Genomic DNA, 12,533 nt, shown 5'->3' with positions numbered 1-12,533 from the left:
GTCGCCATGAACAGCGAAGAGCAAACCCTGATCGATGGACTGTTTTCCCGGCTGCAACAGGCCGAAACGGAGGCAGCCCCGCGCGACGCCCAGGCCGAGACGCGGATCAAGGAACACCTGACACGCCAGCCAGCGGCAGGTTATTTCATGACCCAGGCGATTCTGGTGCAAGAGGCTGCGCTGAAAAGTCTCGATGAGCAGAACAAGCAATTGACCCGGCAGGTTCAGCAGTTGCAGGCTGAGTTGCAGTCGGCCAAGTCCCAGGCTGCCGCGCCAGCGCCGAGCGGCGGTGGTGGTTTCCTGTCGAGCATCTTCGGCGGCAGCCCACGTCCGGCGCCGACCCCGAGCGCGGCCCCGGCCTCCACTGGCGGCTGGCGTGAACCGGCGCCGCAGCAGAATTACGCGGCGCCCGCACCGCAACAGAATTTCGCTGCAGCACCGCCTGGCTATGCACAACAGGCGGCGCCCGCAGCGGGCAGCAGCTTCCTCGGCGGCGCCTTGAAAACCGCGGCGGGTGTGGCCGGTGGCGTGATGCTGGCGCAAGGCATCAGCAGCCTGTTCCATCACAACCAGCAGCCGGAAGAAATCGTTGAGGTAATCAAGGAAGAACCGGCCCAGGTCGCCGACCAGAGCAACAACGGCTGGAACGATGATCAGCGGGTGGCGGACAACGGTTTCGCTGGCAATGACCAGGGCGGATTCACCGACACCGATTACAGCGACGACAACTCATCGTTCTTCGATGACGACGATTCCTTCGTCTGACCAACGGTCAATCACCAAGCAACACAATCTCTGTGGCGAGGGGGCTTGCCCCCGTTGGACTGCGCAGCAGGCCTTTCTTGGAAAAGATGGGGTCGCTACGCAACCCAACGGGGGCAAGCCCCCTCGCCACAATGGTTTTTACTGGCATACTGAGCGCCTTTTTCGGGCCACGCGCCTGATCCCGCTTCGTGCGCTTGCGCGCCCACAGGAACTCCGGTGAAAAAAATCGCAGTGTTCGCCGACGTGCAGAACCTCTACTACACCGTGCGTCAGGCCTATGGTTGCCACTTCAACTATGCCGCGCTGTGGGCGGACATCAGCAAGGACGGGCAGATCGTCGAGGCCTACGCCTACGCGATCGACCGTGGCGACAGCAAGCAGCAGCAGTTCCAGCAGATCCTGCGCAACCTCGGTTTCACCGTGAAGCTCAAGCCGTACATCCAGCGCAGCGATGGCTCGGCCAAGGGTGATTGGGACGTCGGCATCACCCTCGACATCATGGACGCTGCCGACCACGTCGACGAAATCGTCCTGGCTTCCGGTGACGGTGATTTCGACATGCTGCTCGAACGCATCATCAGCAAGCACGGCGTGCAAGCGGTCGCCTATGGCGTGCCCGGCCTGACCGCCAATTCGCTGATCCGCGCTGCCAGTCGTTACGTGCCGATCGAAGGCGCACTGTTGCTCAAGAATTGATTTGTACGGAGTTGAACCCGGTTTGGAACGCATTGCAGTCATCGACTTTGAAACCACCGGCCTCTCGCCGAACAGCAGCTGTCGCGCCACGGAAATCGCCGTGGTCATGCTGGAAAACGGCCGCATCGTCGAGCGTTACCAGAGCCTGATGAACGCCGGCGTGCGCGTCCCCGCGTTCATCGAACAACTGACCGGCATCAGCAACGCCATGCTGCGCACCGCACCGCCAGCCGAGCAGGTGATGAACGAGGTCAACGAGTTTGTCGGCTGCACGCCGCTGGTGGCGCACAACGCCTCGTTCGACCAGAAGTTCTGGGACTTTGAGCTGGGCCGCATCAAACGCACGCGTCTACAGAACTTTGCCTGTTCGTTGCTGCTGGCCCGACGCTTGATGCCGGCGGCGCCGAATCACAAGCTCGGCACCCTCACCACGTTCGCGCGCCTGCCGCATACCGGCCAGGCTCACCGGGCCATGGCCGATGCCGAGATGGCCGCCAACCTGATGGCGCATCTGGCAGAGGAGTTGCGCGGCAAGCACGGCGTGCGCGAGCTGTCGCACGACCTGCTGTGCAAATTACAGAAAGTCCCCGCCGCGAAAGTCAGCGAACACCTGCAACGCTACCGCTGATCCCCACCACTTGATCGTTCCCACGCTCTGCGTGGGAATGCCTCAGCGGACGCTCCGCGTTCGGCTTGGGATGGCACGCGGAGCGTCCCGGGCTGCGTTACCACGCGGAGCGTGGGAACGATCAACTGACTCACCGCCATCACCAGCAGGGCTGGCTCCCACATTGGTTCTGTGTTGATTGCTCAAAAGTGTACCGGCGCGATTAACAGGTTTTGTAACTTATTTTTAGCCATTAGCCTTTCTAGAATATCCAATCCCAAGACTCTGACTGTCGAGCTGCTCATGTCCGCCCTGCGCCGTTTTTCCTTACCGCTGATCGCCGCGTTTTTTGCGCTGTATGTGATTTGGGGATCGACTTATCTGGTGATCCGTATCGGCGTCGAGTACTGGCCACCGCTGATGCTCGGTGGTGTACGCTTCGTGATCGCGGGCACGTTGATGTATGCGTTTTTGCGCTGGCGCGGGGCACCGGCGCCGACCTGGGCGCAGTGGAAGGCGGCGGGGATCATCGGGATTTTGCTGCTCAGTTTCGGTAACGGCGCGGTGAGTGTGGCCGAGCACACGGGCGTGGCTTCCGGCGTGGCGGCATTGGCGGTGGCGACGGTGCCGCTGTTTACTTTGCTGTTTGGTTATTTCTGGGGCGCGCGCAATACCCGTCTGGAGTGGGCCGGCGTGGCGTTGGGGATTATCGGCATCGCCATGCTCAACATGGGCTCCAACCTGCAATCGAGTCCGATGGGCGCGGCGTTGCTGATTTTCGCGGCGGCGACCTGGGCGTTCGGTTCGGTATGGAGCAAGCATCTGCCATTGCCACAGGGCGCGATGGCCAGTGCGGTGGAAATGCTAATTGGCGGTGTGGTGCTGCTGATTGGCAGCGCCGCAAGCGGTGAGCACCTGCAAGCGCTGCCGCCGATTGAAGGCTGGCTGGCGTTGGCGTACCTGATCTTCTTCGGCTCGATCATCGCGTTCAACTCTTATATGTACCTGCTCAAGCACGTGCGTCCGGCGGCGGCGACCAGTTATGCCTACGTCAACCCAGCGGTGGCGGTGTTGCTCGGGATTGTGTTCGTTGGCGAGACCATCGGCATCGAAGAAGCGCTGGCGATGCTGGTGATCATCAGCGCCGTGGTGTTGATCGGCCTGCCGCAGTGGCGCCGGCCCGCACAGCCGCCAGTCGTAGCGCCAACAGCCGTTCCCACAGAAACGCGTACGAATTAGGGTAAACTGCGCGGCATTGCATGCCTGCGTTATTTTTTCCTACGGTACTCCCATGACTTTCGCCTCTCTTGGCCTGATCGAACCCTTGCTGCGCTCCCTCGAGAAGCTCGGCTACCAGACCCCGACGCCGGTTCAGGCGCAAGCCATTCCGGCCGTTCTGGCCGGTCGCGACCTGATGGCAGCGGCCCAGACCGGCACCGGCAAAACCGCCGGTTTCGCCCTGCCGCTGCTGCAGTTGCTGGCCATGGAAGGGCCGAAAGTCGCCGCCAACTCGGTGCGCGCACTGATTCTGGTGCCGACCCGCGAACTGGCCGAGCAGGTTCACGAGGCCGTGCGCCAGTACGCTGAAAACCTGCCGCTGCGCACCTACGCGGTTTACGGCGGCGTCAGCATCAACCCGCAAATGATGAAGCTGCGCGGTGGCGTTGATCTGCTGGTGGCGACCCCGGGCCGTCTGCTTGACCTGTTTCGCCAGAAGGCGCTGAAATTCAATCAGCTGCAAACCCTGGTGCTCGACGAAGCTGATCGCATGCTCGACCTCGGTTTCTCCGAGGAGCTGTCGAACATCTACCGCGTGCTGCCGAAGAAACGTCAGACGCTGCTGTTTTCCGCGACCTTCTCCGACGACATCCGCCTGCTCGCCGGGCAGATGCTCGACGATCCGCTGACCGTCGAAGTCAGCCCGCGCAACGTCGCGGCCAACACCGTCAAGCAGTGGATCGTGACGGTGGACAAGAAGCGCAAGGCCGAACTGTTCGTGCACCTGATGCGCAAGAACAAGTGGAAGCAAGTGCTGGTGTTCGCCAAGACCCGCAACGGCGTCGATGCACTGGTGGAAAAACTCCAGGGTCTGGGCGTGAACGCCGACGGTATCCATGGCGACAAACCGCAGGCAACCCGTCAGCGTGCGCTGGATCGTTTCAAGCTCAGTGAAGTGCAGATTCTGGTCGCGACTGACGTGGCTGCCCGTGGTCTGGACATCGAAGATTTGCCGCTGGTGATCAACTTCGATCTGCCGATCGTGGCTGAAGACTACATCCACCGCATCGGCCGTACGGGTCGTGCGGGCGCGACCGGTGAGGCGATCTCGCTGGTGTGCGCGGATGAAGTGAACATGTTGTCGGCGATCGAGATGCTCACGCGTCAGACCTTGACGCGGCAGAACGAGCCGGACTTCGAGCCTGAGCACCGCGTGCCGGACACCGATGCCAGCGGTCAGGTGATCAAGAAGCCGAAAAAACCAAAGAAGCCGAAAACCTCCGGTGGTGGCGGCAAGCGCAATCTGGGCAAGTGGGTCGACAGCGGCGAGACTCAGGCGCCGGAGCCATCAGTCAAGCCTGTGCGCAAAGTGCCGGTGTTCAACACCGGACCACGCAAGCGTAAGCCTTAAGGTCGAAAGCCCCTCACCCTAACCCTCTCCCGGAGGGAGAGGGGACTGATTGGAGGATGCTCGCGAAGTACGCCGACCTGATCCTATGGCTGTGAATCCATAATCGACAAAGCTTTCGCCTGACACCTAGGCTGGCTGACCAAGTCCATAATCGACTCGGTCATTCAGGTCGAGGTATAGCGTCAGACACCTCGGTCGGCCCCCTCTCCCTCTGGGAGAGGGCTGGGGTGAGGGTTTAGCTTTCGAGCCACTGCACAATACCCAACCCTGCCGCGCGGCCACTGGCAAAACACCCCGTCAGCAAATAGCCGCCCGTCGGCGCTTCCCAATCGAGCATCTCCCCCGCGCAAAACACCCCCGGCAACGCCTTGAGCATCAAGCGCTCATCCATCGCTTCGAACGTCACGCCACCGGCACTGCTGATCGCTTCGTCCAGCGGACGGGTTTTGATCAGTGTCAGCGGCAACGCCTTGATCGCCCGGGCCAACAGCGCTGGGTCGGCGAAAGTTGCAGCATCGGTCAGCTCACGCAACAACGCCGCTTTCACCCCATCAATGCCGACCTGACTGTGCAGATGTTTGGCCATCGAACGTGAACCGCGTGGCTTGCTCAACGCCGCCTGCAATTTATCGACAGGTCGGCCGGGCAGCAGATCGATGTGGACAACTGCCGCGCCATATTGATTGATCGCCTCCCGAATCGGCGCCGACAGCGCGTAAATCAGACTGCCTTCAATCCCGGTCGCGGTGATCACACATTCGCCCAAGCGCGGAACGTCGTCGTTCAAACCGATGGCAATATTTTTCAGCGGCGCGCCGGCGAATTTGCTGACCATCAATTCGCTCCAGGCCTGCACCTCAAAACCACAATTACTCGGCTGCAACGGCGCCAGTCCTACACCGCGTTGCTCCAGCGGCAGCATCCACGCACCGTCGGATCCGAGGCGCGACCAGCTGCCGCCGCCGAGGGCGAGCAGGGTGGCGTCGGGTTTGACGGTGATTTCACCTTCCGGGCTGTCGATGCGCAGCGCACCGTGTTCATCCCAGCCGAGCCAGCGATGGCGGGTGTGGATAACTACGCCGCTGTCGCGCAGGCGTTTCAGCCAGGCGCGCAGCAGGGGGGCGGCTTTCATATCAGTAGGAAAAACCCTGCCGGAGCTGCCGATGAAGGTTTCGATACCCAGGTCGTGAATCCATTTACACAGCGCATCGGCATCGAAACCGCGCAGCAGCGGGGCGATCTGCGGTGCGCGTTCGGCATATCGCGAAAGGAATGCCGGATAGGCTTCGGAGTGGGTGATGTTCATTCCACCGACACCGGCGAGGAGGAATTTACGTCCCACCGAAGGCATGCCGTCGTACAGATCGACACGGATTCCAGCCTGGCTCAGCACTTCGGCGGCCATCAGGCCGGCTGGGCCACCGCCGATGAGGGCGACGTGAGCGGGGGAGCGGGCGGAATTCTGGGTCATGGGCATGCGCTGCGGTATGGCGGGATAAGCCGCGCATTCTAACAGCGCAGATCTTTTGTAGGAGTGAGCCTGCTCGCGATAGCGGTGTGTCAGCCAAGTTAATGTTGAAGGTGCTGACGCTATCGCGAGCAGGCTCACTCCTACAGGATAGTGTTGGCTCAGAATGTTGGTTGAAAAATGATCAGTGCGCTGCAGGCCATAAGCGGTGTGGGCTGTAGGCCCTTTCACGCAGGTTATCCACAGGCAGTTCCACAGCGATTGTGGGTAACGCAGCACTGCTCAATGACAACCGTGTGACTGCCAGACCCGCTGTGCGCTGTGATGCAGGATGCCGTGGCGGCGGGCGAGGGCGTGGCGGTCCTTGCTGTAGCCACCGCCGATCACTCCCATCACTGGTATGTCGCGGCCCAGGCAATGGCGCATGACGCTTTCATCACGGGCGGCGACGCCTTCGTCGGTCAGTTGCAGATAACCGAGGGCATCGTCCTTGTGCACGTCGACGCCGGCGTCATACAGCACCAGATCCGGTTGATACAGCGGCAACAGGTAGTTGAGTGTGTCATCGACGACGTTCAAATAATCGGCATCGCCCATGCCTTTGGGCAGCGGGATGTCCCAGTCACTTTCGGCTTTGCGTGCAGGAAAATTCTTCTCGCAGTGCAGGGAAACGGTAATCGCCTCCGGCGTGTCATGAAGAATCCGCGCCGTACCGTCGCCCTGATGCACATCGCAATCGAAGATCAGCACGCGATTGACCCGACCGCTTTGCAGCAGGTAATGGCTGATGATCGCCAGGTCATTGAAGATGCAGAAACCCGCCGGGTAATCGTAATGCGCGTGATGGGTACCGCCGGCCAAGTGACAGGCCAAACCATGCTCCAGGGCTTTTTCCGCCGCCAGAATCGACCCGCCGACTGCGCGCACCGTACGCCGCGCCAAGGCTTCATTCCATGGCAGGCCGAGGCGCCGCTGGTCTTCGCGGGACAACTCGCCGCTCATGTAGCGTTCGATATACGCACGGTCATGGGCGAGCGCGAGGATGTCATTCGGGCAGATTTCCGGACGCAGCAGGTCAGCGTCGCGGGTCAGACCGCTGTCGACCAAGTGATCGCGCAACAAACGGAACTTGTCCATCGGGAAGCGGTGATCCGCGGGAAACTCGGGGCTGTAGTCTTCGTGGTAGATCAGCGGCAGTGGCATGGCGATTTCATGTAGGAACGTAGGAAAGAGTGAAGGATCCTACCAGCGATGTAGACTTGCGGCATGGAAACGGAGGGGCACGATGGAGCCGATACTGGAACTGCAAAGCGCGCGGCTGTTGATGCGTCAGTGGCAGGACGAGGATTTGCCGGCATTTGCGGCGATGTGTGCCGATCCACAGGTGATGCGTTACTTTCCGTCACCCTTGAGCCGATTGGAGAGTGCGTCGATGATCGGGCGGGTGCGCGGGCATTTTGCCGAGCACGGTTTCGGTTTGTGGGCGCTGGAGCGCAAGGACAGCGGCGAATTCATCGGTTTTACCGGCCTCGGTGTGGTGGGCTTCGATGCGCCGTTCACCCCGGCGGTGGAAATCGGCTGGCGCCTGGCCAAGGAACATTGGGGGTTGGGCTATGCCAGTGAAGCGGCGTGGACCGCTCTGCGTTGCGGCTTTGACCGGTTGGCCTTGAAGGAAATCGTCTCCTTCACTGCGCAGACCAATCTGCCTTCAGAGAAAGTCATGCAGGCGATCGGCATGCATCACGCGCCGGAGGACGATTTCGATCATCCGAAGCTCGCCGTCGATCACCCCTTGCGCAGGCATGTGCTGTACCGCATCAGCCGCGAACAATGGCTGCAAACCTTGCATGGATAAGCCGACACGGACGTTTACAATGGCCGCCATATCATTGGCCCGCGCCAGAATCTGAATCGGCCGCCGCAGCCAAGACTGCGCGGCATTGCTTTGTGTGAGGAGAGTCTGAATGAGCCAAGTGTTGGAAGATCTGGTCGACTTGCTGACCCTGGAACCGATCGAAGAAAACCTGTTCCGTGGCCGCAGCCAGGACTTGGGTTTCCGTCAGTTGTTCGGTGGTCAGGTGCTCGGCCAGTCGCTGTCGGCGGCCAGTCAGACGGTTGAAGAGGCGCGCCATGTGCATTCGATGCACGGCTATTTCCTGCGTCCGGGCGACGCCAAGTTGCCGGTGGTCTATTCGGTTGATCGCGTGCGCGATGGCGGCAGCTTCAGCACTCGCCGCGTCACGGCGATCCAGAAGGGCCACCCGATTTTCACGTGCAGCGCTTCGTTCCAGTACGACGAAGCCGGCTTCGAGCACCAAAGCCAGATGCCTGTGGTGGTTGGCCCGGAAAACCTGCCGTCGGAGCTGGAGTTGACCCAGCAACGCGCGCACCTGATCCCCGAGCACATGCGTGAAAAGCTGCTGTGCCCGAAGCCGATCGAAGTGCGCCCGGTCACTGAGAAAGACCCGTACAACCCGCAACCGGCCGATCCGGTGAAGTACGTGTGGTTCCGTGCCGACGGGGCCTTGGCCGACATCCCGGCGCTGCACAAATACCTGCTGGCCTACGCTTCGGACTTTGGTCTGTTGACCACGTCGATGCTGCCCCACGGCAAATCGGTCTGGCAGAAAGACATGCAGGTCGCCAGCCTCGATCACGCGCTGTGGTTCCACAACGATCTGCGCGCCGATGACTGGTTGCTCTACGCGATGGACAGCCCGTGGGCCGGCAACTCCCGTGGTTTCTCCCGGGGCAGTGTGTACAACCGCGCCGGGCAACTGGTGGCGTCGGTCACGCAGGAAGGCTTGATTCGTCATCGCAAGGATTGGGCATGAGCCTGAGCGACGTTCGCCATTGGGTGTTCGACATGGACGGTACGCTGACCGTCGCCGTGCACGATTTTGCGGCGATTCGCGTGGCGCTGGCGATCCGGCCTGAGGACGACATCCTTACGCATCTCGCTGCGTTGCCGCCCGCTGAAGCAGCGGCCAAGCATGCGTGGCTGCTGGAACATGAGCGCGATCTGGCGCTGGGTTCGACCCCGGCGATCGGTGCCGTGGAATTGGTGCGTGACCTGCATGCGCGCGGTTATCGCCTCGGCATCCTCACCCGCAATGCACGGGAATTGGCGCATGTGACGCTGCAAGCGATTGGCCTGGCCGACTGCTTTGCGGTGGACGCTGTGTTGGGCCGAGATGAAGCACCGCCGAAACCCCATCCGGGTGGTTTGCTGAAGTTGGCAGATGCGTGGGATGTGCCGACCAGCGAGATGGTGATGGTCGGTGATTACCGCTTTGATCTGGATTGCGGGCGAGCGGCGGGGGCGCGGACGGTGTTGGTGAATCTGCCGGATAACCCGTGGCCTGAGTTGACCGATTGGCATGCGAAGGATTGTGTCGAGTTGCGGCGGCTGTTGCTGGATTAAGATCAAAAGATCGCAGCCTGCGGCAGCTCCTACACGGGACAAATGTAGGAGCTGCCGCAGGCTGCGATCTTTTGCTTCTAACTATTCAAACAACGCCTTCTGCCCCTCCGGAGAGGTCAGCATGCCATCGCCGTTATGCCCAACCCCGGGCACTTCCACCAGGCGCTGATTGACCCCTTCCGGATGTCGGCGCAGCAAATAGCCGAAGTAAAATTTCCCACGCTCCAGGCGATACGCGCCCTGCGTTTCGGCTTCACAACGCTTGTCCAGCGCTGGATGATTGGGGTCAATATCCTGCTGCCCAAGCAGATAAATCACCTCGCGTTTGACGTAGCTGCTCTCAAGCTGCAACGGCGTTTGCCCGCCGGCATACACCGGCATGTCTGACAGACCGTACTTCCAGCGATTGAAACCTGCACATTTGGCGTGATCGAACGCCACCGGTCGCTGTTCATTGAAGTACGCATAGGAGGACGGATTGGCCACCACGTAGCGCAAACGAATGCCGTTGGCCTTCAGCGCCGGCTGGTCCTTGGCGAGCAGGGCGTAGCGCTGGACCACTTGGCCGCCACCGGAATGCCCGAAAATCACGATCTGCTTCACGTCGGGAAACTGTTTGCGATCGCTGATCCGCGCAACGATTTCGTCCAGTGCCGCATAGGAACTCAACGGATTCGGCCCTGTGGATAATCCACCGCCCATCCATGCGTTGCCTTGCCAGCGCAGCAATGTCGCCGGTAGCGAGTACAGGGCGACATCGCTTTCATTGAGAAATTGCGGCGCGATCACCAGCGTGTGCGCACTTTGCCCGGCCAGTTCAGCCGCGCTCTCGGCGCTTTTGCGATAGGTTTCCGAGTTGCGCAAACGGCCATGAATGACGATCAGCACCCGCTCGATTTTCTCCGGCGCAGGACCAATGCCCACCGCCATCTCCCCGGCCTTGAATTGCAAACGCCCGGGGCTGATTGCGTCGACACCGGCAGCCTGTGCGGTGCTGCCAACGATCAGTAAAGCCAGAAGCCATTTATGCATTTACAGGTTTTTCGCCGCAAAGGTGTCGCACTGGCCGACCTGGCCCTGCGCGAATCCGGTTTTGAACCAGCGCACCCTTTGCGCCGACGTACCGTGGGTAAACGAGTCCGGCACCACACGCCCCTGACCCTGTTGTTGCAGGCGATCATCACCGATGGCGTTGGCCGCGTTCAAGGCTTCTTCGATGTCGCCTGGTTCCAGCCAGTTCAAACGCTTCTGCGCGTTATACGCCCAGACACCGGCGAGGCAATCGGCTTGCAGTTCCTGACGCACGAGCAAACCGCCGGCGCCTTCCATCTGCCGGCCTTGCTGGCGAGCTGTCTGAATTTTCGCCGAGACACCGAGCAGCGTCTGCACATGGTGTCCGACTTCGTGAGCGATCACGTAGGCCTGGGCGAAATCACCGGCGGCCTTGAAGCGTTGCGACATTTCCTGGAAGAACGCCATGTCCAGATAGACCTTCTGGTCGGCCGGGCAGTAGAACGGGCCGGTGGCAGACGTCGCCAGGCCGCAGGCGGAATTGACCCGGTTGCTGAACAGCACGAGGGTCGGATCCTTATATTGGCGACCGGCCTGCTGGAAAATCGCGCCCCAGGTGTCTTCGGTATCGCCGAGGATCGAACGGACGAATTCTGCCTGTTCATCGTTGGCCGGTGGCGCCTGACGGGTTTGCGAAGTCGGTGCCGCTTGTTGAGACGTTTGCCCGGTGAGCTGGCCGAGGATCTGCAACGGGTCCTGCCCGGTGATCCAGCCGATACCGACGATCAGCAGGATGGCCCCCAGGCTCAGGCCTTTGCCACCACCGAAGCGCATGCCGCCGCCACCGCCGGCATCATCACCACGGGCATCGACGACGTTGTCACTGCGTCGGCCTTTTTTCCATAGCATGTGGGAATCCTCTGAATGAATCTGGTGATGAGTGTTGCTGGTGCGTGGGAGTGGCGCCAGTCCGGTCGTCAGACCATCGTTATTGACGACGGTTCTGAGCAACATTGCCTGTTCGACAGCTTACAGCGGCGCAGCGTTGAAGGTATCGCACGCATCAATCCGGCCGCTATCGAATCCGGCTGTGAACCATTGTGTGCGTTGCTGTGAGGTGCCGTGGCTGAAGGTCTCCGGCCGAACCGCGCGGTTTTGTGCACGCTGCAGATGGTCGTCACCGAACACGGTGGCGGCATTCAAGGCTTCTTCGATGTCGCCCGGTTCCAGCCAGGCCAGGCGCTGTTGCGCATGGTACGCCCAGACCCCGGCGAGGCAATCGGCCTGCAATTCGCTGCGCACTCCGAGGCCCGAATCGCCAATCACCGGTTGTCGGGCCGAGAGGGCGGTTTCAAACGGCGCGGACATGCCCAGTTCAACCTGCACATGATGGCCGACTTCGTGCGCGATGATATAAGCCTGGGCGAAGTCGCCGACTGCGGAAAAGCGCTCGGCCATCAGCTCGAAGAACTGCGGGTCGAGATAGATTTGTTGGTTGGCCGGGCAATAGAAAGGGCCGATCGAACTGTCGGCGGCACCGCAAGCGGAGACCACGCTATCACTGAACAGCGTCAGTGTCGGGGAGGGGTAATGGCGTGCGGTTTGGGCAAACAGCAGCGTCCAGGTGTCTTCGGTGTCACCGAGTATCGACTCGATAAAGCCGAGTTGCGCAGCGTCGGCGGACGAAGCGTATTGGCTCGCGTCATCCATCAGGATCGGTTTTGGCCCGGTGTCGTATGACGCGTAGAGTGCCGCGCCCGTGAGGGTGACAGCTGCCAGGCCGGCAGCGATCGTTTTTCCTGTTTGTTTACGGGCATCCTTGCCCTCTCGCGTGTCATTGACGTTGTCGCTGCGTCTCGCTCTGTTCCATAGCATGTTGGCGTTCCTTCATAGGTTGGGGGTGTAAGTCACCTCGCCTATGAATAACCGCGCG

General features: G+C 61.1%; 13 protein-coding genes. 8 read left to right on the top strand and 5 right to left on the bottom strand.

All coding sequences use genetic code 11. From position 1 onward, the window contains the following. The first annotated feature begins 6 nt into the window (after positions 1–6). The 5 genes from QOL84_RS23355 (at position 7) to rhlE1 (ending at position 4,697) form a co-directional block, all read left to right on the top strand. Positions 7–765 carry a DUF2076 domain-containing protein gene (locus QOL84_RS23355; RefSeq protein WP_283438763.1) on the top strand — a complete coding sequence of 253 codons (759 nt, stop codon included), beginning with the start codon at positions 7–9 and terminating at the stop codon, positions 763–765. Between the two features lie 216 nt (positions 766–981). Continuing rightward, positions 982–1,461: a LabA-like NYN domain-containing protein gene (locus tag QOL84_RS23350; protein WP_007949802.1), complete on the top strand. Its 480-nt coding sequence runs from the start codon at positions 982–984 to the stop codon at positions 1,459–1,461. Between the two features lie 22 nt (positions 1,462–1,483). After that, a complete protein-coding gene (locus tag QOL84_RS23345) occupies positions 1,484–2,089 on the top strand; it encodes a 3'-5' exonuclease (RefSeq protein WP_053124223.1) in 606 nt (201 codons plus the stop codon). Positions 2,090–2,371: 282 nt separating this feature from the next. Further along, positions 2,372–3,307 carry a drug/metabolite exporter YedA gene (yedA, locus tag QOL84_RS23340; RefSeq protein ID WP_283438762.1) on the top strand — a complete coding sequence of 312 codons (936 nt, stop codon included), beginning with the start codon at positions 2,372–2,374 and terminating at the stop codon, positions 3,305–3,307. 52 nt (positions 3,308–3,359) lie between these two features. Continuing rightward, positions 3,360–4,697, top strand: coding sequence for an RNA helicase RhlE1 (rhlE1, locus tag QOL84_RS23335; protein ID WP_283438761.1), 1,338 nt, complete (start codon positions 3,360–3,362; stop codon positions 4,695–4,697). 235 nt (positions 4,698–4,932) lie between these two features. Here the strand turns inward: rhlE1 and QOL84_RS23330 are convergent, their stop codons facing one another. Together QOL84_RS23330 and QOL84_RS23325 are read right to left on the bottom strand one after the other, a co-directional pair. Next, the gene (locus tag QOL84_RS23330; RefSeq protein ID WP_283438760.1) at positions 4,933–6,168 is read right to left on the bottom strand and encodes a TIGR03862 family flavoprotein; all 1,236 of its coding nucleotides are present in this window, start codon (positions 6,166–6,168) and stop codon (positions 4,933–4,935) included. Positions 6,169–6,447: 279 nt separating this feature from the next. Beyond that, on the bottom strand, positions 6,448–7,368 hold the full coding sequence (locus QOL84_RS23325) for a histone deacetylase family protein (protein ID WP_283438759.1): 921 nt from the start codon (positions 7,366–7,368) through the stop codon (positions 6,448–6,450). A gap of 82 nt (positions 7,369–7,450) precedes the next feature. Here QOL84_RS23325 and QOL84_RS23320 point away from each other — a divergent pair, with 82 nt between their 5' ends. From QOL84_RS23320 to QOL84_RS23310, 3 genes are all read left to right on the top strand, one after another. Next, complete coding sequence (locus QOL84_RS23320) at positions 7,451–8,020, top strand: GNAT family N-acetyltransferase (RefSeq protein WP_283438758.1); 570 nt, start codon at positions 7,451–7,453, stop codon at positions 8,018–8,020. 109 nt (positions 8,021–8,129) lie between these two features. Next, positions 8,130–8,999, top strand: a complete 870-nt coding sequence (tesB, locus tag QOL84_RS23315) for an acyl-CoA thioesterase II (protein ID WP_003228466.1) — start codon at positions 8,130–8,132, stop codon at positions 8,997–8,999. After that, positions 8,996–9,589 carry an HAD family hydrolase gene (locus QOL84_RS23310; RefSeq protein ID WP_283438757.1) on the top strand — a complete coding sequence of 198 codons (594 nt, stop codon included), beginning with the start codon at positions 8,996–8,998 and terminating at the stop codon, positions 9,587–9,589. Before tesB ends, QOL84_RS23310 begins: the two co-directional genes overlap by 4 nt. An 81-nt stretch (positions 9,590–9,670) precedes the next feature. Here QOL84_RS23310 and QOL84_RS23305 read toward each other — a convergent pair whose 3' ends face one another. The 3 genes from QOL84_RS23305 to ypfJ (QOL84_RS23295) form a co-directional block, all read right to left on the bottom strand. Continuing rightward, a complete protein-coding gene (locus tag QOL84_RS23305; protein WP_283438756.1) occupies positions 9,671–10,621 on the bottom strand; it encodes an alpha/beta fold hydrolase in 951 nt (316 codons plus the stop codon). Then, entirely contained in the window at positions 10,622–11,509 is an 888-nt protein-coding gene (gene ypfJ, locus QOL84_RS23300) for a KPN_02809 family neutral zinc metallopeptidase (protein WP_129395626.1), read from the bottom strand. It abuts the gene before it with no gap. 120 nt (positions 11,510–11,629) lie between these two features. Continuing rightward, positions 11,630–12,475: a KPN_02809 family neutral zinc metallopeptidase gene (gene ypfJ, locus QOL84_RS23295; RefSeq protein WP_283438755.1), complete on the bottom strand. Its 846-nt coding sequence runs from the start codon at positions 12,473–12,475 to the stop codon at positions 11,630–11,632. Between the last annotated feature and the right edge of the window lie 58 nt (positions 12,476–12,533).

Origin of the sequence: Pseudomonas helmanticensis (assembly GCF_900182985.1) — a bacterium.
Lineage (GTDB): Bacteria > Pseudomonadota > Gammaproteobacteria > Pseudomonadales > Pseudomonadaceae > Aquipseudomonas > Aquipseudomonas helmanticensis.
Note: the sequence above shows the minus strand (reverse complement) of the source record. Positions and strands in the feature narration are given on the sequence as shown.

Excerpts from the sequence above, each read along its gene's own strand:
- QOL84_RS23325 (WP_283438759.1), bottom strand. The coding sequence starts at position 7,368 with ATGCCACTGCCGCTGATCTACCACGAAGACTACAGCCCCGAGTTTCCC.
- ypfJ (WP_129395626.1), bottom strand. The coding sequence starts at position 11,509 with ATGCTATGGAAAAAAGGCCGACGCAGTGACAACGTCGTCGATGCCCGT.
- QOL84_RS23330 (WP_283438760.1), bottom strand. The coding sequence starts at position 6,168 with ATGACCCAGAATTCCGCCCGCTCCCCCGCTCACGTCGCCCTCATCGGC.
- QOL84_RS23355 (WP_283438763.1), top strand. The coding sequence starts at position 7 with ATGAACAGCGAAGAGCAAACCCTGATCGATGGACTGTTTTCCCGGCTG.
- QOL84_RS23320 (WP_283438758.1), top strand. The coding sequence starts at position 7,451 with ATGGAGCCGATACTGGAACTGCAAAGCGCGCGGCTGTTGATGCGTCAG.
- tesB (WP_003228466.1), top strand. The coding sequence starts at position 8,130 with ATGAGCCAAGTGTTGGAAGATCTGGTCGACTTGCTGACCCTGGAACCG.
- QOL84_RS23310 (WP_283438757.1), top strand. The coding sequence starts at position 8,996 with ATGAGCCTGAGCGACGTTCGCCATTGGGTGTTCGACATGGACGGTACG.
- rhlE1 (WP_283438761.1), top strand. The coding sequence starts at position 3,360 with ATGACTTTCGCCTCTCTTGGCCTGATCGAACCCTTGCTGCGCTCCCTC.
- yedA (WP_283438762.1), top strand. The coding sequence starts at position 2,372 with ATGTCCGCCCTGCGCCGTTTTTCCTTACCGCTGATCGCCGCGTTTTTT.
- QOL84_RS23305 (WP_283438756.1), bottom strand. The coding sequence starts at position 10,621 with ATGCATAAATGGCTTCTGGCTTTACTGATCGTTGGCAGCACCGCACAG.
- ypfJ (WP_283438755.1), bottom strand. The coding sequence starts at position 12,475 with ATGCTATGGAACAGAGCGAGACGCAGCGACAACGTCAATGACACGCGA.